A 22,739-nucleotide genomic window follows, 5' to 3' on the forward strand; every position below is an offset into this window, starting at 1 on the left:
GATATCCGCAGTCAATGTATTCATGCCTCTACCTCCATAATTACAAATCATTTTATATAGATTATAACTATATCACCCCCACATTCAAGGTCTTATGATTATAAATACTTAGGTACTATTCTTAAGCATATTCAAAATATATCTATTTTTTAATTTCCTTAAATCTTATCTAACCTCATACTAGCTATAAATTACCAAGTTTAATGTATTAAGGTTACTTCATTCTATCCGTAACTATTTTCCTTAATTAAATTATACAATCTCATAATTAGTATATTTTTTTAATATAGCACTCGAACTACTTCCTTTTGAATCTAAACATGATCTTGAACCAAAAACTAAAAATACATCTTTTGCTCTTGATACTGCTACATTCATTAAACTCTCATTATGATTTATAAAAAAACAACCATCATTATCGCCATATACAGTAGATAAAATTATTACCTTTCTTTCAGCGCCTTGAAAGGTATGAACAGTTCCTATAGAAACATTTTTTGATGCTTTTCCTAAATATTTTTCCAATTGCTTTTTTAATATTTTCACCTGAGCTTTAAATGGAGTAATTATAGCTATTATTTCATTCTCCTTTATATCACCACTGTTATTATATGAATTTATTATTACTTGATAATTTTGTGATATCCATTTCGCAATTTCTTCAGCTTCCATTTTATTAACTCTACTACCTCCCTTTTTTTCCGATGTGCTTACTTTAATATTTTTATACCCCATATGAGGATATTTCTTAATAGGATATTTCTTATCCTCACTTCCATTCCCCCTACAAGGCTTCAACCTCCCTTTATATACTAATTCATTACAATATGCAATTATTTCGTTATAACATCTTCTATGTTCACTTAAAAATAATCCTTTCTCATACTTATCATATTTGCATGAGTTAACTGCAACCTTCATCACACTTGATTGAGAGCAGTTTTGTCCTGTTATCTTTAGTCTTTCAAAACTTAAATTTTGATTTACAACATTATTCTTTATTGCTAATGATTCGTCTAAAGCAGCATTTATTCCCCAGACTGGAGGTATTTGTTTTTCATCTCCTACTATAATAGCCTTTTTAGCAAGTGCGAAAGATGCCGCTGCATCTTCAGGCGAAACTTGACCTGCCTCATCTACTATTAATAAATCAATAAAATTATATAAGTAATTATCTATTTTTTCATTTTTATTGTAAATCTTGAATTGTCCTGGAAGCATAAAAAACGTCATTACCATACATGGGGTAACCATCGCCAGTCTATGATATAAAGATGATATAACATTAGAATACGTTGTACCTCTTTGCTTTTCTGTCAAATAATCCTCTTTAAGAAGCCATCTACATTCATAATAATGGACTGCTAACCAGAATTCTATATATCTCACACTGGTATCTAAATAGTCATTTACTTTTAATATAGAACATTCATTTATATATTTATTGACTTTACTTTCACTTTCATTATTATATTTTAATAACTCTGTAAAACTTAATTTAATTTTTTCTTGAAGAATTTTTAAACGATTTAATTCATCTTCACTATTTTCTATGCTTTTCTTTATTATTTTTACTTCTTCATTATAATCAATTTTTTCTTTGTTTAAATGATTAATTAACCTAACATAATAAGCATAAATATCATCTATAGAGTTAAAATTATCCATGAGTTCATATTCATACGATTCTATATAAATCTGCAAATGAATTTTTATTTTTCTCGTGAAGACCTTAAATCTACTTAGTACCCTAACATACCAAGGCAATTTCGAATATATATTTTCCCATTCTACTGTTCTCTTTCTATACTCATATATTTTATTTTCATTTATTTCTAACTTATATTTGAAATCATATATCTTATTCTTACTTTGTAATATTTTATCATCTATATTCTGAATGTATTTATCTAAACTTACTTCACCGATTACATCTCTTAAATCTTGTAATTCTTGTATAACTTTATTTTTTATTTTATCAATATTAATAATTTCGTCATGCAATATCTTTTTACATGCATGTATATCCTTAATTTCACTATCAAAATATTTAGATGCATTAAACAACATCTTTTCTTCTGACTTAACTATATTTTCACTAGAATCTATATCTTCTGCAAATAAATTACCTCTATTACTAGTACACTGATACCCCTTTTTCACGGATTCATCCTTCTTTGTACTTGATGGAAAATAAGTTGCAAAACTGTTGATACCTTCAATCCAACGCATTTCTAAATTTTTAATCCCTTTTGGTAAGATTCCACCAAATGAGTCTATAATATTAGTTACAGCTTGATTATTGGTAGATGATGCAACTATTACCGGAGCTTTTTCTTCTTTTATAGCATTCTTAACATATAAATCTGCCACTATAGACTGTAATAAAGTGGTCTTTCCTGTTCCTGGTGGTCCACTTATAGCCAATAGATCTCCATCTTTTATTTCTGAAAAGTGATTAAGTGCTTCCCTCTGTGATTCAGAAAGAGGATACTCTCCTCCCATTTGACCCTTATGTTCTTTCATCTTTAAATAAGAATCGTTCGGTATTAATTCCATAGATTTTTCAATACTCGGAGTTATAAATTTTTCATATAATAACTTAGAAGTATCGTTTTTTAATATATCTTTATATAAAGCTTCAATGTGAAAAGATGCATTTACTGTATCATCTAAAATAATATATATATTTTCTTCAAGTTCAATATTTTCATTATTAAAGTTCAATGTATTTTCATCATATTTAGATTTAATAACATACTCATAGAAATCTTTTGTATAATTAAAATAATCTTTCCAACTTTCTATTTTTTCTCTTTGACCAGTACTATTTGATAGAAAATCATCAATATCTTCTACATTGCCTAAACTTAATTGTGGTTCTATCATAGGAGATAAAAATTCTCTAGGTATCCACGGATGTTTTTCACTCATACTTAAATTTCCGTCTTTATCAATATTCGCTGGCATATATAATATACCAGTTAAACTTTTTAACCTATTATTTAATACTCTTGTATCTATAAATTTAGTTTTTATAACCTTTGATATTATTATTACATCTATGCTTTTATCTTTTGAGCCTCTATTTTCCTTACTAGATAACTGCAGTTTGTTTACAATATCTAAATCAATAGTACCTCTATATAAATCTATCTTATCAATAATCTCATATTTATTGTCTAGATTTTTTATATCAATAAATCCTTGGTTTTTTGCAATTAAAGCACTTCTAAAATACCTAGTTATGTTGTTAATCATTTATTACGCCCCATTTTAATGTTATTTTATTTATACTTTAACATTTTATTACATTTTTTTCCATATTTTGTGTTTATGACGTAAATAAAAGCACATTGATAAAATTATCAATGTGCTTTTCATAGGTCTCGCTAATATGCTAACTCCAAGAAATAATAACTACTTCTTTCTTCTATTCTAATTGTTATATAATTATATATCACTAAAAAAGTCATCTATTTCATCATCTTTATTTTCTGGTACTCTTTCTAAATATATACTTTTTTCTTTTATTTCTTCTTTGACTTCTGTTATATAATATATCTTTTTAACTATATATCCTAAAGTAATTAAAGATATTGTGTAAAATACAAATGGTGTAACTGTAACTAAGTAATAATTTATTACTTCTACTAACTCCTTTTTAGGATCAAATCCCTCTTTAACTAAATCTGATATGTAAACATTTGATTTATATATAATAAATATAGTGCTTAGAGCCATTAATATTGCACATATATATAATATAACTGTGAGCTTTGGTACCTTTTTTATATCTGACGATTTCATAACATCCTCCTATCATATACTGTGTTTAATTTATTTTCTATTATTTGTCAGTATTAACTTTTTCCTTTTCATCTTTTATAAATAATAATTTTCCAGATTTTAATCCCCAAATTTCATCAAGGTATGAACACACTTTCTTTGAGTGAGTAACAATGATAACACACTTGTTATGTTTATGAGCTAATGATACTAGAATATCCATAATCTTTTCTTCAGTTTCATTATCAAGATTTCCAGTTGGTTCATCGGCAATTATTATATCTGGATTATGTGATAGCGCTCTAGCTATCCCAATTCTTTGTTGCTCTCCTCCTGATAAATTTAAAATTTTTCTATTTACTTTATCAGAATCAATACCTACATCCTGTAGTAAACCATCTATGTATTTATCTTTGTTTTCCTGCTTAGAGTTGCTTATATTCATAGATAATAATATATTTTCTTTAGCCGTAGCATTTAATAGTAAATTGTATCCTTGAAATATAACCCCTATATCCTTTGCTCTATATAAATCTCTATCTATATTTTTCAAACTGTTATCCTTGTATAAAACTTCTCCACTTTTACATGTATCAAGCCCTGATATTAATGATAATAAAGTACTTTTACCCGCTCCCGATTTTCCTATTATTCCATATACTTTTCCTTTTTCAAAATCTATATTTATATCATCAAAAACATTTCTCTTAGCACCTTCATATCTATAACTTACATCCTTTAAACTTAGTAAACTCATATCATTAATTCCTTTCTGTTAGTATTTTTCTTGGTTCATATCTATTTATATATAAAATGCCTATACCAGCAGATACTACTCCTAGTAATAATGCTATTAGTGTAATGATTAAAATAGCTTCTCCACTTAAAAATACGTCTAATTTTTCTAAAGCTGGTGCTGTTGTACTTGGACCCCCAAACCCAACAGTCATACTCATTGATTCAGCTTGTTTTTGAGCATCTATTTGTCCTTGTAAAAGCATATTTGAAACTGGTTGAGCGCATATGCTTCCAATGGTTAATCCTATGCTTAAAGAAATAAGTATCATAGATAGTGTTTCAAAGATTAAACCTAACGCAACTTTGCCTTTTTTCATACCCATAGCTCTTAAAACACCTATTTCGTATTTTCTTTCGCGAATAGCTAAAATAGAAATTAAAACTAGTATGCTTCCTCCAAATCCTAAAACTAAAGTCATAAATATCTTTGAAATATTTTTTAATCCTTCTACAGGTTTAACAATACTATTGTAACTACTTGCATCTACAGATAAATCAAATAAATCACTTAATCCCATCTCATGAGCTTCTTTATTAAACTCATCTACTAAATCTGGATCTTTTAAGTAATATTTTGCATCCATAGTAACTAAATCTTCTTCAGATTTTTCATCATACAATTTTAAAGTATCATATGTTGTAATAATCTCATTGCTTCTATTTAACATATGATGCTTAATTCCATAATCATTAGACTGTGCTCCATCATAATATATTCCTGATATAGTTAAATCTAGTGACTCTAAATTATCTGGATCTTGAGGATTTTTAATTTGCATCTTATCCCCAACCTTTAAGTTATTTAACTTTGCAAACTCTTTACTAACCATAGCTTCATTATTTTTTTGTGGCATTTTACCTTCTATGATTTTTCTTGTTCCATTTTTAAATTCCTTTTTACCATCATTACTAAGTCCTCCTAAAACATTTAAGTTTGGACTTTTTTTAAGGTTTGAGTTACCACCAATAGCTACAACATTGCTCAAATCCAAATCATCTGAACCCTCTGGTTGATCTAAAGCTTTAATCTTATCACTATAACCACTAAATGTTAAACTAAATATAGTTTCCTTAATATACTTTGATTTAGAAAGTTTTTCTTTAATATCGTTAGGTACTCCTTTATTTAACTCCTCAACTTTTCCTTCGTTTATTTTTTCCTGTGTCTTCTCCATATTTGACTGTATAAAAACTTCAGCTCCAAATCTATTTTTATAATCATTTATTATCTCATTAGATGTTGTATTAATAAGAATAGATATAGCTGTACAAGAAAGTATAGCTGTCATTATAATTCCTAATAATGTATTTCGCCCCTTATTCCTTGATAAATTTTTTAATGCATTTTTAAAAATATACATATGAAATTCTCCTTTTCTTTAGGTTTTACTATAAGTAAATTATAATAAATATATTGTTTACTCAATGTTAACCCTCACCTTAAAATCTAAAAATAAATATTAATTCTTGTATTCAGAAAAGGATAAATAAAAGCAAGACCCTTTATTTATTTCACTATCTACCACTACTATTCCATTACATAAATCACACACATGTGATACTAAACTTAAACCTATACCATATCCATCTTTTTTTAAATCATTAATTCTATATTTATTGTTAAATATATTATCTATAAAATTTTTTTCCATCCCAATTCCGTTATCTTCTACTTTAATTATTACGCTATTGTATTTATTTCTTACAGATACTCTTATTTTTTTATTCTCACCATACTTTACTGCGTTATCAACCAAATTACTTACTGCTCGATATATCCATCTTTCCTTAGCCAAAATAGTTGTATTATTTTCTTCATCAAAATCAAACTCAATATTTTTATAATTTTTTTGATATATATCACAAACACTCGCACATACTAAAGAAACATCTACCCCCACCATCTCATCATCTGTTTTTAAGTCACTTAAAGTTAATACATCATCTATACTATCAGTAATATTATCTATCAATTTAATATACTCTTGATTGTTGTCTATTTCTAAATTGGTTCTTAATATAGCAATAGCATTTTTTTGTTCATGTGATAAATAAGAATTTAACTTTTTATAGTCCTCTAAATTTTGTTTAAATTTTTCCTTTATATTTTCATAAGCTATTCCAAAAGTTTTGCTTACTAAGTATGGATTAAAATCATCATCAAGTTCATTTAAATTTTTCACAATATTTTCTATTTCTTTATCATGAATCTTATTTAATACTATCCACAATATTAAAGATGACAATATTAAAACAAAGAAAAAGATTAAAACTATACTTAATATGTCTTTAAATCCTATCTTCAGGTAAGCTCTTCCGATTTCAGCTACATCTACTAACTTACTTGTACCTGTCATTTTATGACTTTCAAAGCTTTCATTATACTCTTTTAAATTTGGATAACTGCCTTCCTTTAGTGCTCTATATATTAAATCTCCTTCATTAGATATAGAAGTACTAATAATAATAGCTTTCGCATCTTTTATATTTGTTTTAGCTTCTAAATTATTAAAAGATCCTTTTATTTTATATAATCCAACTCCTATAACAAGTGATAGTATTAATGAATATATTATTATAGCTAGTCCACTTTTAAAGTTTACTCTACGCATAAACAATAGCCCTTTCCTCTAACATTAACTAATACATCTTGACCTTGTATATTTTTCAATTTATTTTTTAACCTTGATATATGTACTCTTAATACTGATGAAAATGGATCAAAGTTTTCATCATATACATGTTCTACAATTTCCTCACTAGAAACAACTGCAGGGTGTTTATAGCAGATGTACTCTAATATATCAAACTCTTTTATTGCAAGTATTACCTCTTTTTCATCTATATACACAGTACGATTTACTGGGTTAAGTTTTAAAGTTCCAATATTTATAATTGGATTAGTTCTCCCATGGAATCTTCTTATTACTGCGTGAATTCTTGCCCTAACTTCTAATAGTTGAAATGGCTTTGTTATATAATCATCTGCTCCATTATCTAATCCTATTGCTAAGTCTGATACATTATCTCTTGCTGTTATTATTATTATTGGTGTATCTATTGACTTTTTTCTAAGGTATTTTAGTACTTCTATTCCATCAGTATCTGGAAGGTTTAAATCTAATAATATAACATCATATTCATTAATGCTTGCTTTCTCCTCTCCTTCTTCTCCAGTATTTGATATATCTACTTTAAAGTTCATATTTTCTAACCCTTTTTTCATTGAGTTTGACAGTTCTATATTATCTTCTATAACTAGTAATCTCATTTTTATATCTCCTTATAAATCAATAAATTAAAATTTTATATCATTATACTTTATCATATTTAATGTTTATCCAATGTTAACAGGTTATACAATATAAATAAAAAAAAATGTAGTTACTAAGTTTTCACACTTAATAACTACATTTTTTTATCTATTTATTTTCAGCTAATACTTGTTGATACGCATCAGTATCTGTGTAAATTTCATCCTTTATTGGATTAAGTTTATTTTTTCTTACCTTATTAAATTGGTAAATTGCTAAAGCTGCATTCACAGCTAAAGATATTAAACTTACCACAAAGAAAGCTGTTTTGTTATGTGTTGTAGGAACTGGTGCTATTCTATCAGCAAATTGAGGAACAGTCATAACAAACATAATCCAAAGAGCTAATGTTTGAGCACGATGTTGCAACCAAGCTCCTTTTTTTATAAAGAAAGTTGGTATTGTACATGAAAGTAATAAAGCTACTCCACAATAAATTGAGTGGTCTGATATACAGTTATAAGTATAAGCGAAATTCCATACATCATAAGCTATAACCCATGTCCATATCATATCTGGCCATATCATATCCTTTGTTTTATCTTTAGATATAAATATTCCATAACAACCACAAATTGTAACTATATTTAATAAACCTGCTATACCATTCATAATATTCCAAGGTCCAGATATAGTCCAAAGATTATCTACGACTCCACCATCAGTTAATCCATAAGTGAAAATTTGAAAATCTCTAATAGAAGCTTCAAATATATTTAATGCTAAAATAATCGCTGGAAGAGCCAATGCCCATTTTTTCTTTTGTAACGATGGAATATATCTAAGAGCCATAAACCAAACACACCCAGCAAGTGCCGAATAAGTTTTAACCCAGTTAAACCAAGTTCCTGTTCCATATTCATTGCCTGGCGCTGCTGTAGTTGGCCAAACAAAAATTGTTAAAAATGTAGGCACTATTATAAACAATAATATTCCCGTCCATTTTGTTGATCTTCCAAGTTCATTAAATGCCATCAATGCAAGTAATACAAATAGGAAAATTCCCCATCCTTCAAAGGTCATTTTTTCATATAAAATCCCCATAATGCACCCCTAATCTATTTTATTTTAATTTTATTTTGCAAATACATCCTTAACTTTCTTTCCTATTATTCTACCTTTTCTTCTTATAACGTTTTTAACTACTGCTGGTTTTAAATCTTCATAAGCTACACCTTCTGCATCATATTTTCTTACTAATGATATAGCGTCAAACTTACATTTTGTAGTACATTGACCACAACCTACGCACATATATTCATCTACAACAGTAGCTCCACAACCTAAACATCTTTCTGTTTCTTTTTTCATTTGTTCTTCTGTAAAAGTAAGACGCATATCTTTGAAAGATTCTTTTGCATCTACGCCAGATTTATGATTTGGTCTTTGTCTTGGCATATTGTCATATCCTTCTAATTGTAAGCTTTTCTTATCAAATTCATGATAATCTCTTCTATCACGTCCATTTACTAAACTTTGCCCTGGCTGAACAAAACGGTGAATTGATATAGCTCCTTGTTTGCCTGCTGCTATTGCATCTATTGCAAATCTAGGACCAGTGTATGAATCTCCTCCCGCAAATATATCAGGTTCATTTGTTTGATAAGTAAATCCATCAACTTTTATTGTGTTATTAGGATTTAACTCTGCTTTACTTCCTTTAAGTAAATCACCCCAGTCAATACTTTGACCTACTGAAATTAGAACATAATCAGCATCTACTACTTTTAAATTCTCTTCATCAAATACTGGAGAGAATCTTCCGTTTTCATCAAATACAGAAACACATTTCTTAAATTCAACCCCTACTACTTTTCCATCTTCTACAATTATTCTATTAGGTCCCCAAGAGTTATTTATTACTATATCCTCTTCTAAAGCTTCTTCTATTTCTTCTTCTAAAGCAGGCATTTGTTCACGATTTTCTAAGCAGAACATATTTACACTATCTGCACCTACTCTTGTTGCATTTCTTGCAACGTCTATCGCAACATTTCCTCCACCTATAACAACTCCTTTTCCATTTAGTTTTACATCTTCACCTAAATTAACATCACGTACAAATTCTACTCCTGGTATAACACCTTCTGCATCTTCACCTTCTATATTTAATCTTCTACCAGCTTGTGCCCCGATTGCCAAATAGAAAGCTTTATATCCATCTTTTCTTAATTCATCTAATGTAATATCCTTACCTACTTCTATACCTGTTTTAAATTCTACGCCCATTTGTCTTAGTATTTCTATTTCAGCATTAACTACTTCTTTTTCCAATCTGAAAGAAGGAATTCCTAAAGTTAACATACCACCAAGAGCTTTTTGTTTTTCAAATACTGTTACCTTGTATCCATCTATTGATAAATAATATGCACATGAAAGCCCAGCAGGTCCTCCACCTATTATTGCAATCTTTTTACCGTAATTATGTCTTTTTTTAGGAATGAATCTATGCTCTTCTTTTAAGTCTTGTTCAGCTACAAACTTTTTAATTTCATCTATAGCTATTGGTGAATCTATATCCCCTCTTGTACATGCTGATTCACACTTTCTTGGGCAGATACGACCACATATAGCTGGGAATGGATTTTCTTGTTTTATAAGTTCCAAAGCTTCTTTGTATCTTCCTTGTGATGCAAGTTTAATATATCCTTGAACAGCTATATGAGCAGGGCATGCAGTCTTACATGGACTTGTTCCACTTTCTACTACATCTTCTCTATTAATTCTATAATCTTCATTCCATCTCTCTGGTCCCCAATTAGTATTTCTTGGCGTTTCTTTTCTTTCTATTTTGTCTACAATAGGTTTACTAGAACATAATTTTTGACCAAGTTTTAAAGCATTAGTTGGACAGTTAACTACACACTCTCCACAAGCAACGCACTTATCTTTATCTACTTTAGATACATAGTTAGAACGTACCATATCAGTATTTGCAAACATATTTCCACCCTTAAGTGCTAAACAAGAACATCCACAGCAATTGCATATTGCATGAGTTTTTCCTGATCCATCTAAGTTTGGTATTTGGTGCATTAACCCATTTTCTTCAGCTCTTTTTATTATTTCAAAAGCTTCTTCTCTAGTTATTTTTTTACCTCTACCTGTTCTTATGTAGTATTCAGCTGCATGGCCTAATTGAATACACATATCTTCTTTTAGATGTCCGCATCCTTCTCCCATACTTTCTCTTGCTGTACGACATGAACAGTCTGATACAGAGAATTTATCACTCTCATTTAAATATTTTGATATTTCCTCATATGAAGCTCTTCTTGTTTCTCCATCTATTGCAGTTTCTATTGGAATAACACGCATAAGCCCTACACCTGGAGGAAAACTTCCTGTAGATCTTGGTCCATTTTCCACACCATAATCATGAAATGCTTTAGGAATTTGCGGATATTTTTTAGCCTGTTCCTTATTGTTAACCATCATTTCCATAATTCCTGGTACCCAAGTTTCATACCAGAAAGTATCTACACCATCTATTTCGTTAACGAAAACTACCCCTATTTCTGATAATTCTAATAGTAGCTCTGTACACTTCTCAACACTCTTACCACATAAAGGTGCTACTTTCTCAGCTGTTGTTTTCTTTCTAATCTCCATACAAAGTAAAACTTCTGCCATTTCATCTGTTACAACTGGCTCTAAAATTCTATAACGTGCATCATTTTCACCAAAGTACCCTCTAGACCCTGGTTTCTTTCCACTAACTTGGTTTGCAAATTGAAGAACCTTTTCTTTAACTGCCATCTTAATCCCCCTAAAAATTATAATTTTTATATTTTTTAATTATTCCAAGTCTTTACTTCTTCTCTTATCCAATTAGCCCATTCATCTATACCTTCTCCAGTTTTAGCTGATATCTCTATAACTTTTGCATTTGGATTTCTTTTTTTAATATGTTCTTTAACTAAATCTAAATCAAAGTCAAAATACTCTATAGCATCAATTTTATTTATTAAAACCACATCCACTACTGAAAATATTAATGGGTATTTTAAAGGTTTATCATGTCCTTCTGGTACGCTAAGTATCATAGCATTTTTAGAAGAACCAGTATCAAATTCTGCTGGACATACTAAATTCCCCACATTTTCTAATATTACAAATTCAACATCATCTGTTCCAAGCTCTACTAAACCTTGCTTAGTCATATCTGCATCTAAATGACACATTCCACCTGTATGTAACTGTATTACCTTTGCCCCTGTTTTTGAAACAGTATCAGCATCAACATCTGAATCTATATCAGCTTCCATAACCCCTATTTTCATCTCATCTTTTAAAGCTTCAATAGTTCTTAAAACTGTTGTAGTCTTCCCTGAACCAGGAGAAGACATTAAATTTAATAAAAAAGTATTTTCTTTCTTTAAGTCAGATCTAAGCAAATCTGCTTGTTCATCATTATTCTTAAAAACACTTTCCTTTATCTCTATAACTTTATACTTTTCCATAAACTTACCCCCTAATATTTATTGATATTGTTAAAAGTATTTAGTATATTTACAATCAATCCTTTTACTTTGATTAATCTTATATCATCATTTGTTAACTTTGTAACATTCAACACAGAATTAATTTCACCGAATCACATTCTGTAATTAAAATATATCATCTTTACCATATTTTGTAAATGTATACATGTCGTTTTCATTTGCTTTCTTTCACAACTTTTCATTATATATTTACTTTTTTTATGCTATACTAAATAATTATATAATTTACTGTATTCACATTGCAGTGCTATAGAAAGGTATTTGTCATGAAAAAATTAACTAATAGACAAAAACAAGCTATTGCAACCAAACTTAGAATTACACAAGTAGCAACTGAACTTTTTAAATTAAATGGATTTGATAGTGTAAAAATTCAAGATATCTGCCAAGCTGCAGAAATTTCAATAGGAGCTTTTTATCATCATTTTAAATCAAAAGCAGAAATAATCAACACGGCTTATGAACAAGTTGATATTTTAGTATTAGATAGACTTGAAACAAAAGATTTAGATTTAAATCTCGATAAATTATTATTTTTATTAGGTGAAGGTGCTATTGTCATGGAAGAACTTGGTTGGGTATTTGTAAGTGAAATATATAAAAATTTACTTTCAATAGAATCAAAGTATTCTACTAAACCTGACCGTTATATAGCATTAGAAGTTAGATCTATTATAGAAGATTCACTAAAAAGTGGTGAGTTAAATAGCTCTATTTCTTCATTTGATTTGACTATGATAATTATGAGAATATCTAGAGGTACCATATTTGACTGGTGTCTTCATGAGGGAAGTTATGATCTTAAATCCAGAATGGAATTTGAATTAAACTTACTTCTTTCTAATTTTAAAACTCAAAAACATATTAAGCATAACTAAAAAGGACTGTGAGTTTTATCTCACAGTCCTAAAAATTTAAAATCATTTTCTTTTAATTATTTCATAGGTGAATATACACTATCTTTGTTTTCAGATATAAATTCGTCATTAAAGAAATTACTGTTATTTCCTAACTCTGACTCTACTGTTTTTAGTCCTTTATTTTCTATTAATGTTTTTTGGTTAGAGAATAAATTTGTTCCTAATCCTAGCTTATCACCACTAATTTTGATATCCATACTAGCTAAAATAGTTGGGAACATATCAAATGGAGCAAACTCTCTATTTTTTGTGTTTTTTGTTTGTACTGGAGAATTTAATATTAAATTAAATATATTTCTTTTATACGATGGATCAAAATCTTTAAAAAAGTTTTTATCCATACTTAAATGGTCTCCTGTTAGTACAATAGTAGTATTTTCATAAAATGGTTGTTGTTGAATCCATCTTACAAATTCAACTGTTTCTTTTGTTGAGTAAGAAATAACATTCGCATATTGAGAGTCATGTTTTTTCTCTGCATTAGGTGATAGATACCCATCTGGAAAATGAGTATCAGCGGTTTCCATAGTAAAGTTAAATGGTTTACCTTCTTTAGATAATCTAGTTAACTCATCCTTAGCAAAATCATATAATTTATCATCTTCAAATCCCCACCAAACAGCATAATCTTGTGGAATAAGTTTTTTCTTTTTAGCAGCTTTATAATCAAATATATTGAAGTTACCATGAGTTTTAAAATAAGTTGTTAGTCCTCCAAAATCAGCATCAGCTCCGAACATTATTGTCTGATTATAACCTTGTGATTCTAGCATATCTCCTATAGATATAGCTCCAGGTAAAAAACTACCAGAAGTTCCATATGAATTACCATCCATAGGTATTTTTAAAGGAATTCCCATTCCCATATTTATCATAGATGCTACAGACCAAGATGAACCATACGTTTGGTAAGGTCCTCCTAATTTATCATTATTTGAGAAAGATACTCCTTCTTTTGATAATTCATATAATTCAGGCATTAGATTAACATCCATATTACCACCTAAATCTTTAGATAAGTAAGAATTTTCCACAGACTCTAAATAAATATGAATTAAATTTCTTTTTTTATTAGGAAATGATATTTTAGTTTTGTTAGGGTCAACATAATTATCTGCTATGAATGTTGAATTAGATAAATATGCACTAAAAACTTCTTTTAAGCGCAATTTTCCAAATCCATAACTTACGCCTCCTATTAAAACTATAAATGATAATACAATAGATGCCAATTTTAAATATCTTTGAGACAGTATCTTAATTTTTACATGATTTTTAACTACAAATATATCATAGTTAAAGTTTAAAACTATTAAAAATATAGTAGTTAATGTTACTGTTTTAAATATTGGATTACTTAAAATCTCTTGAGACATACCAGAAGCTGTTCCTTTAAGTGGAGATTTTAAATTGAAAAGAAATTGCTCTGGAGTAATTTCACCAAAGAAATTGACAAACCATCTTGAAAAAAATACAAATGTTACTCCAATTACAAAAAATACAACAGATATTATACTAACAACTAATACTTTTTTACTCATTTTATTAGTAATTTTTGAAAAGCTAACATTTGAGTTCAATACTCCTTTTGCAAAAATAAAGCAAACTCCTAAAAATAACGTGAATGCCATGTATTTATATGGAAATGCAGTTGTAGTGTACAAAACCCCTTCTAATATCTGAGGTTGATTAAATACGTATTTTACTAAATTTAATGATATTATATTAAATAATATAATAAAAAATAATAATTTTTTTATAATAGCCAAAGGTTTTTTATTATTTTCAAATAAAAAATAATCAACTAAAGATAGCAAAATACCTGGAATTAAATAACTTATTATTTGCATAAGTTCCCTCCTAATAAATATTTCATTCTGTTAATTTACTTATTAGCTTACATAAACATCAAATTATAGGATGTAGACATATCTAATTAGCAAAACCTAAAAATTAATTTGAATCATTTACCCGCTTATATATATTACCATATTTTGCCTTTATTTTTGTAGAATATTGTTATTTTTATGTATTTTTTAGGTTCTTTTAGCTAACTTTCTTATATTATCGCTTATTTACTAATTTTCAATTAAAATGTTTCTAAAAGGCAGTTCGTACTATAAATTTGTTATTCCCCTCTCAAAAATAAAAAAAAGAGCTTTTCATGTTTTTACACCAAAGTGTATAACAATCCAAACTCTTTCTATAATTATATTTTCTTAATATTTATTTATCCTTCAACAGCTTCCAAAGCATTATTCTGTTTCTCACTTATACGTAATACGATATTTTCTGGATCAACTTGTAATTCAATTTTGTCACTCTGTAGTTCAGGAATTTCTCCAACAGTTATAACATTACCTGCCTTCATTCCATCAACGTCAATAGTTATAGTATCAATCATATGTTTAGGTAAAGATGTGTATGGAATTTCAAGCTGCATTTTCTCCACTACCCCTTGGATTTTTGCATCATTGACAACAATAATATGAATTACACTGTTTACTTTTTCATTTGCACTTAATGCTTGAAAACTAATATTTAAAATTTCATCGTTCACTCTATTCATTGATTTTTCCTTGATTTGTACCGGCATTGTTTGTCCTTCAATATTCATCACCACTTTACTACCTTCACGATTTAGACGAATCAATCTGCGTGCAACAGATTCTTCCATTTGAATAGATATTGGATCTTTCAAAGATTTCCCGAATACATTTCCAGGAACCAACCCGAGTCGTCTCATTTTTTTTGCCTTTAAATTAAAATTACGTTTTTGAACATTAATAGTTTCCATTTTGTTTCCTCCTAATTATTTTATAATATATGCCTAATTGCAACGCAGTACGTTGCAATGAAACAATCGATAGAAGTTAAATTATTTAAAACTAGACTGTCAAAAGTACTTCAATGTAAAAGTCTTAATTGTTTTGAACCCTAATAAAAAAAAAGACTCTTCATACAACGCAATAAGCGCGATACTAAAAGCCCTTCTCTAAAGACGGTTCTTTTTTATTTGTAATTTTAATTATAGTATATAGCAGTTACGACCCAAAATCAAGGCAACCATTTTCCTAATCGTATATACTTTTATTGTAATTACATATAAATTCCCTTGTAATAAAAAAAGTATTGATTAAAAAATCAATACCTTTTTCATAAATTTCAATGACATAAACTAATCATACTTATATTAAGATTATCTTTCCAACTATTTTTTAATTTTTACTTTTATTTTTATTTGTAAATTTAGCTTTGCTTTTATTGCCGTTATTTCTGTTAGGTCTTTTTCTACCTCTATTGTTCTTATTCCCTGATACAGTTATATCCTCTGCACTAGATGCAAAGCTGTGATTTTCTACAACTTCAATCTTTTTGTTTATAAGTTTTTCTATAGCCTTATAAAGATCTCTTTCTTCCATTGCACAAAATGCTGTTGCTCTACCACTTCTTCCCGCTCTTCCTGTTCTTCCGATTCTATGAACATAAGTCTCTGCAACTTCTGGTAAATCATAATTTATTACATATGGTAGATCATCAATATCAATCCCTCTTGCAGCTATATCAGTTGCTACCAGTACTCTAATCTTACCTTCTTTAAAATTATTTAATGCTAGCTGTCTTGCATTTTGTGACTTATTGCCATGTATTGCAGCAGCACTTATTGATGATGATATTAGCTGTTGTGTTATTTTATTTGCTCCATGTTTTGTTCTTGAAAATACAAGTACAGATTCTTTTGGGTTACTTTTTAATAACTCTATAAGTAAATTTGTCTTTTGCTTTTTACTTACAAAGTAAATATTTTGGTCAACCATCTCAGTTGTTGATGAAACTGGTGCAACCTCTACTCTAACTGGATTTTTAAATATTGAATCTGCTAATTTTGATATTTCCTTTGGCATAGTAGCTGAGAAAAATATATTTTGTCTAACCTTTGGAAGGTAACTCATTATTCTTTTTACATCATGTATCATACCCATATCTAACATGCTGTCAGCTTCATCTAAAACAAAGTGTTTAACATCATTTAATTTTAAGAATTTTTGATTATATAAATCAAGCATTCTACCTGGAGTTGCTATTAGTATATCTACCCCTTGCTTTAATGCTTTAGTTTGAGGATTTTGAGATACACCTCCAAATATAACTAAACTTTTTATATTTGTATGTCTTGCATAAGCTGCAAAGTTTTCTTCTATTTGTATTGCTAATTCTCTTGTAGGTGCTAGTATTACCGCTTTTATAGTTCTTTTACCTTTTAGTGATTTTTTATCATTATATATTTGTTGTATTATAGGTATTGCAAAAGATGCTGTTTTTCCAGTACCTGTCTGTGCACATCCTAATAAATCTCTACCTTCTAATAATGGTGTTATTGACTTTGATTGTATCGGTGTTGGTTTTAAATATCCTTCTTCCTTTAGTGCTTTTTGTATTGGTTTAATTATGTCTAAATCTGTAAATAGCATTTATATCTCCTTTTTGTTTCCTTTTATATTAATCTAAATTGTTTACAAAATAAAATAAACACTTCCTATGCCATTTAATATCTAAACATAAAAAGTGCTTATCTTTTCTATTATACATCATATCTTTTAAAATAACGATATATATTTATTATTTAGTACTTAAATTTTAAGTATTTTATAGTTTTATATTATTCTTAAGCTTAATAAATCTATTAATAATCATTATTAACTATCCTTTTATATCCACTATATGTAGCTAAAAAGTAGATACCATATATGATTAATATTGAACTTATTGAAATAATATTATTGCTTATCATATCATAGTTTCCAAACATTTTGATAAAATTATTTGCTACTTTTATACCAACTATATTGTGAACCAATGCAAGTCCAATAGGAAGTATAAAGTATAGTAAAACCTGTAAAAATATCGATTTATTTATCATTTCCGTACTTACGCCAAGCCTTCTAAGTGTCTTATATCTTTCCATACTCTCAGTGGCACCAGCTAGTTGGCTAATGGCTAGCACTGCTGCACTAGATATTAAAAATACTATTCCTATATAAAGTCCTACAAACAAGAATATATTTGAAGTTGCCATACTATTTTCAAAACACCATATCTTAGTAATAGCAAGTATTTTATGTGAATTCTCTTTTCCATATGTATCTTCTATTACTTTATCAATATTTTTTGATACCATTTTTTCTTTATCTAATTTATTTCCTTTATAGTTAAGACTTAGATTTTTTTCATAAATATTCATATCTTTGACTTGATTATCATTAACTATTAAAGTTGTCTGATTCATACTCATCGGAAGTGTTTTAATTGATTCAAATTCATATGATTTATTTACGTTAAGTATATTGTTATTTATTTTAATATCATCATTGTTTTCTATAAAATCTTTTACTGCTTCTTCCATCGATGCCATATCAGTAAGTAGTGTAACTTCACCTTCTCTTAAGTCTAAACCTTTTTTATTTTGCATTTTCATAATCTTATTGTAATCAGATATTTTAATTATAGGTACATTAAAATCACCAGTATCATCTATTTGTTTTTTCAAAAACTGATTATTTGTATTTTTAAACATCTTCTTGAAAGGCATCTCACTGTTATATAAATTATACTTTAAAATATCACTCCCATAATCACCTAAGTTTATTCCATGCTCCTTTAAGTATTGATCAATTTCGATATTATCTTTTTTCCCTTTAACTTCTATACTCATCCACAGATCAAATGGTGTTTGAAATTCTACTGTATTTTCAAAAGAATTTTTCATACCTATTCCTGTTGACATCATCCCTATTGCTACAAATAACATTAAACATATTATACTTATAGATATATAATGAGTATTTATTTTACTATTAAACTGTCTTAATGTGAAAGTATTAAGATTTTTTAGGTAATAGTTTTTGCTACTTTGGATAACTTTTATTAAAAATCCTGCCAATGCTCTAAAGAATAGCACAGTACCTATAATTCCTAAACATATAGACTTTTTAAACTCTGGTGTATTTAAGTTAACTAACGTATTTTCTAGTATAAGTTTATAAGAATATCCTAAACAAATTATAGAAAAAATAAATAGTATTACCGATATAGATAAATTTGTTTTTTTAAGCTTTTGATTAGCTTTTGACCCATTTATCAAATCAATCAAATTATATCTTGATACCACTATAAAATTTAATACCATAACTACCATAAATATTATTCCAAAATAAAATATTGTTTTTAAGCAAGCTTCTTTAGAGAATATAAATTGATATTTAGTCATACTAGTTTTAAATAGTTTTGCAGTTATTCCAGCTAATCCTTGTGATAAAAATACTCCTACAAAAATCCCTGCTAATAATGACAATATTCCTATTATAATAGTTTCAGTAAATAAAATTATAGATATCTTTTTTTTACTAATTCCTAAGGTCATATATATACCAAATTCTTTATTTCGCTTCTTTATCATAAAATTATTTGCATATATTACTAAAAATCCTAAAATAAAAGATACGAATCCTGAAACTACAGATATTATTTGTGAAATTAGGTGTACATAATTCTTTTTGCTTTCTGATAAATCCATCATTATGGTCTGAGAATCTAATGAGTTAAATATGTAAAATACACAAACTCCTAATGCTAGTGTAAGAAAATATATACTATAAGCTCTCATACTTCTTTTTACATTTCTTGAAGATAATTTAAATAACACTGTCACAGTCACCTCCAAGAAGTGTAACTACTTCTAAAATTCTTTTGAAAAATTCTTTTCTACTATCGTTTCCTCTTATAAGCTCATTAAAAATTTTTCCGTCTTTTATAAATAATATTCTTTTACAATAACTCGCTGTAAAAGCATCATGAGTAACCATCATTATTGTAGAATTTAAAGTTTCATTTAAATTTGATATACTTTCAAGTAATATTCTTGAAGACTTAGAATCTAGAGCTCCAGTTGGTTCATCTGCTAATATTAACGATGGATTTGTAATTATCGCTCTTGCCGATGCTACTCTTTGTTTTTGTCCTCCTGATATTTCATAAGGAAATTTATTTAGTATATCTGATATATTTAACTTATTTGCAACTTGCTTTACTTGTATATCTATATCTTTTCCTTTGACTCCTATAACTGATAACGCTAAGGATATATTTTCATATACAGATAGCGTGTCTAATAAATTAAAATCTTGAAATATAAATCCTAAATTCTCTCTTCTAAACTTCTCTATATTTTTTCTAGATAAAGTAGTTATATCCTTACCATCTATCTTTATAGACCCTGTTGTTACTTTATCTATTGTTGCTATACAGTTTAATAATGTAGTTTTTCCGCTTCCGCTTGGCCCCATTATTCCTACAAACTCACCTTTATCAACTTCAAATGATATATTATTTATTGCTTTTGTTAGATTTTTTTTATTTCCATAGTATTTTTCTATGTTTTTAACTTCTAGTATTGTGTTCATATATTCCTCCCCCTAAAATGTATAATCTATTACCTATTAATAAATTAAATTTTCTTTTCTTATTTAGATTTAATCTTCTATTTCTAGATAATGAATTTATTTTATACTTATAGATTATAGTATCTAGAGTTTTTATTTAATAACTTAACCTTACATAAAACTTACACTGGTGTAAGTTTTATGCAAAAATTAATTATTAATTATTTTCATCATATTATTTTCTGGGAAGGTGATTTTAACTACTGTGTATTCATTTATTTTTGAATCTATGGATATACCTAGAGACATTTTATCTGCTAGTTTTTTAGAAATGTATAACCCCATTCCAGTTGATTTTTTAAGCTTTCTTCCATTTAATCCTGTGAATCCTTTTTCAAATACTTTCCTTAAATCTTTTTCATCTATCCCTATACCATTATCTTCAATAAATAACTCTGTACTGTTGCTATGTTCTTCAATATAAATTTTTATTTTCCCATTTGCTCTATATAGCTTCTTATTTATAGATTTATTTCCAATATATTTTACTGAGTTTATTATAATTTGATTTAAGATAAATTCCACCCATTTGTTATCACAATACACATTCTTATTAAAGTCTTGTATATCTATTGATATATCTTTATCTCTTATAGCTTTTTTATTTCTTCTTATTGTGTTATTTACACACTGCCTTAAGCTTATTTCTTTTACTATATAATCTTTTTCTAGTTCATTACTTTTAGAGTAATATAAAACTTGTTCTATATAATTTTCTATCTTTTCAATTTCTTCTAGTATGCTTAATGTATGTTCATTTTTATTATTTTCTATTATTAGTTTACTAGATGCTATAGGCGTTTTAATTTCGTGCACCCACATATCTATATATTCTTTGTATTCTTCTTGTATAAATATATATTTATTTACCTCTTCATGCATTCCCTTATCTGTAACACTGATCACATCATATAATAATTGTCCTTCAATAAATTCTGGTCTATTTATTACAACAGGTAACAGGTATTTTCTATCTAAATCATTTAATATATTTTTAGTCTCATTATAATATCTTGATTTTCTATTGTAATCATGGATTATTTCAATTGCATTTAGTACTACCCATAGAGTTATTATAAATTTTATAGTTATATCTTCTACTTGTAATAACCCTAATATATATACTACAAAAACTAAAAATGACAATCTAAGAACTATGTAAAATTGTTTATCCTTTATATATTCTTTTATATTCATAAGTTACGGCATTATATAGCCTATTCCCCTTTTTGTCTGTATATAGTCATTACATCCTACTATCTCTAGTCTTTTTCTAAGTCTATTTATATTTACGGTTAGAGTATTATCATCTATAAATAAATCTAAATCCCATAAATAATCCATCAAATCTCCTCTTGATACTATTTTGCCTTTATTTTTCATTAAACAATTTAATATTCTAAATTCATTCTTTGTCAGTTCTAATTCTTTATCATCAAAACAAATACTATTTTTACTCAAATCTAATTCTAAATTTTTATATGTAAGTATTTCTACAGGTGTATTTTTATAAGTTCTTCTTAATATTGAATTTATATGAGCTAAAAGTATTTGTGTGTTATATGGCTTTGTTATAAAATCATCAGCTCCTAAGTTCATACTCATAAGCTCGTCCATTTCTGTATCTCTGCTTGTTACTACTATTATTGGTACATCCGATTTTTTTCTTATTTCTCTACATATATAATATCCATCACATATTGGTAGGTTTATATCTAGTAATATTAAATGAGGTTTTTCGTTTAGTGTATTTTCTACTATGTTTTCAAATTCCTCCATTATTACTACTTCGTAGTTATAATTAACTAAGAAATTTTTTAGCTCAATTCTTATTTTTTCGTCGTCTTCTATTAAAATAATTTTTTCCATTCAAAATTCCCCTTTCCTATTCTTATTATATCAATATAATCTAGA

General features: G+C 27.6%; 17 protein-coding genes. 1 reads left to right on the forward strand and 16 read right to left on the reverse strand.

Going from position 1 to position 22,739, the window contains the following annotated elements; translation table 11 throughout:
* Nucleotides 1-252 precede the first annotated feature (252 nt).
* From VN21_RS08550 to hypB, 9 genes are all read right to left on the reverse strand, one after another.
* Nucleotides 253-3,261, reverse strand: coding sequence for an AAA domain-containing protein (locus tag VN21_RS08550; RefSeq protein ID WP_046822875.1), 3,009 nt, complete (start codon nucleotides 3,259-3,261; stop codon nucleotides 253-255).
* A gap of 192 nt (nucleotides 3,262-3,453) precedes the next feature.
* The gene (locus VN21_RS08555; RefSeq protein ID WP_046822876.1) at nucleotides 3,454-3,810 is read right to left on the reverse strand and encodes a hypothetical protein; all 357 of its coding nucleotides are present in this window, start codon (nucleotides 3,808-3,810) and stop codon (nucleotides 3,454-3,456) included.
* Between the two features lie 40 nt (nucleotides 3,811-3,850).
* On the reverse strand, nucleotides 3,851-4,546 hold the full coding sequence (locus VN21_RS08560; protein WP_046822877.1) for an ABC transporter ATP-binding protein: 696 nt from the start codon (nucleotides 4,544-4,546) through the stop codon (nucleotides 3,851-3,853).
* A gap of 4 nt (nucleotides 4,547-4,550) precedes the next feature.
* Nucleotides 4,551-5,948: an ABC transporter permease gene (locus tag VN21_RS08565; protein WP_046822878.1), complete on the reverse strand. Its 1,398-nt coding sequence runs from the start codon at nucleotides 5,946-5,948 to the stop codon at nucleotides 4,551-4,553.
* Nucleotides 5,949-6,047: 99 nt separating this feature from the next.
* Entirely contained in the window at nucleotides 6,048-7,199 is a 1,152-nt protein-coding gene (locus VN21_RS08570) for a sensor histidine kinase (RefSeq protein ID WP_046822910.1), read from the reverse strand.
* A complete protein-coding gene (locus tag VN21_RS08575) occupies nucleotides 7,187-7,858 on the reverse strand; it encodes a response regulator transcription factor (protein ID WP_046822879.1) in 672 nt (223 codons plus the stop codon). Before VN21_RS08575 ends, VN21_RS08570 begins: the two co-directional genes overlap by 13 nt.
* Before the next feature lie 151 nt (nucleotides 7,859-8,009).
* On the reverse strand, nucleotides 8,010-8,945 hold the full coding sequence (locus tag VN21_RS08580) for a DUF5692 family protein (RefSeq protein ID WP_025161839.1): 936 nt from the start codon (nucleotides 8,943-8,945) through the stop codon (nucleotides 8,010-8,012).
* Between the two features lie 30 nt (nucleotides 8,946-8,975).
* Entirely contained in the window at nucleotides 8,976-11,660 is a 2,685-nt protein-coding gene (locus tag VN21_RS08585; protein ID WP_046822880.1) for an FAD-dependent oxidoreductase, read from the reverse strand.
* Between the two features lie 35 nt (nucleotides 11,661-11,695).
* Nucleotides 11,696-12,364, reverse strand: a complete 669-nt coding sequence (hypB, locus tag VN21_RS08590; RefSeq protein WP_046822881.1) for a hydrogenase nickel incorporation protein HypB — start codon at nucleotides 12,362-12,364, stop codon at nucleotides 11,696-11,698.
* A 308-nt stretch (nucleotides 12,365-12,672) separates the two neighbouring features.
* Here hypB and VN21_RS08595 point away from each other — a divergent pair, with 308 nt between their 5' ends.
* Nucleotides 12,673-13,284 carry a TetR/AcrR family transcriptional regulator gene (locus VN21_RS08595; protein ID WP_046822882.1) on the forward strand — a complete coding sequence of 204 codons (612 nt, stop codon included), beginning with the start codon at nucleotides 12,673-12,675 and terminating at the stop codon, nucleotides 13,282-13,284.
* A 56-nt stretch (nucleotides 13,285-13,340) separates the two neighbouring features.
* Here VN21_RS08595 and VN21_RS08600 read toward each other — a convergent pair whose 3' ends face one another.
* From VN21_RS08600 to VN21_RS08630, 7 genes are all read right to left on the reverse strand, one after another.
* The gene (locus tag VN21_RS08600; RefSeq protein WP_046822883.1) at nucleotides 13,341-15,176 is read right to left on the reverse strand and encodes an LTA synthase family protein; all 1,836 of its coding nucleotides are present in this window, start codon (nucleotides 15,174-15,176) and stop codon (nucleotides 13,341-13,343) included.
* Between the two features lie 380 nt (nucleotides 15,177-15,556).
* Nucleotides 15,557-16,123 (reverse strand): 5S rRNA E-loop-binding protein, encoded by a 567-nt coding sequence (locus VN21_RS08605; RefSeq protein WP_046822884.1) that lies wholly within the window; start codon nucleotides 16,121-16,123, stop codon nucleotides 15,557-15,559.
* Nucleotides 16,124-16,544: 421 nt separating this feature from the next.
* The gene (locus VN21_RS08610) at nucleotides 16,545-17,798 is read right to left on the reverse strand and encodes a DEAD/DEAH box helicase (protein ID WP_046822885.1); all 1,254 of its coding nucleotides are present in this window, start codon (nucleotides 17,796-17,798) and stop codon (nucleotides 16,545-16,547) included.
* A gap of 212 nt (nucleotides 17,799-18,010) precedes the next feature.
* Nucleotides 18,011-20,035 (reverse strand): FtsX-like permease family protein, encoded by a 2,025-nt coding sequence (locus VN21_RS08615; RefSeq protein ID WP_152650790.1) that lies wholly within the window; start codon nucleotides 20,033-20,035, stop codon nucleotides 18,011-18,013.
* Nucleotides 20,019-20,786 (reverse strand): ABC transporter ATP-binding protein, encoded by a 768-nt coding sequence (locus VN21_RS08620; protein WP_046822887.1) that lies wholly within the window; start codon nucleotides 20,784-20,786, stop codon nucleotides 20,019-20,021. Before VN21_RS08620 ends, VN21_RS08615 begins: the two co-directional genes overlap by 17 nt.
* 189 nt (nucleotides 20,787-20,975) lie before the next feature.
* On the reverse strand, nucleotides 20,976-22,022 hold the full coding sequence (locus tag VN21_RS08625; RefSeq protein WP_046822888.1) for a sensor histidine kinase: 1,047 nt from the start codon (nucleotides 22,020-22,022) through the stop codon (nucleotides 20,976-20,978).
* Nucleotides 22,023-22,025: 3 nt separating this feature from the next.
* Nucleotides 22,026-22,694: a response regulator transcription factor gene (locus VN21_RS08630; protein WP_025161847.1), complete on the reverse strand. Its 669-nt coding sequence runs from the start codon at nucleotides 22,692-22,694 to the stop codon at nucleotides 22,026-22,028.
* Nucleotides 22,695-22,739: the final 45 nt, after the last annotated feature.

It is taken from the genome of Paraclostridium benzoelyticum, assembly GCF_001006285.1.
Taxonomy (GTDB): Bacteria; Bacillota; Clostridia; order Peptostreptococcales; family Peptostreptococcaceae; genus Paraclostridium; species Paraclostridium benzoelyticum.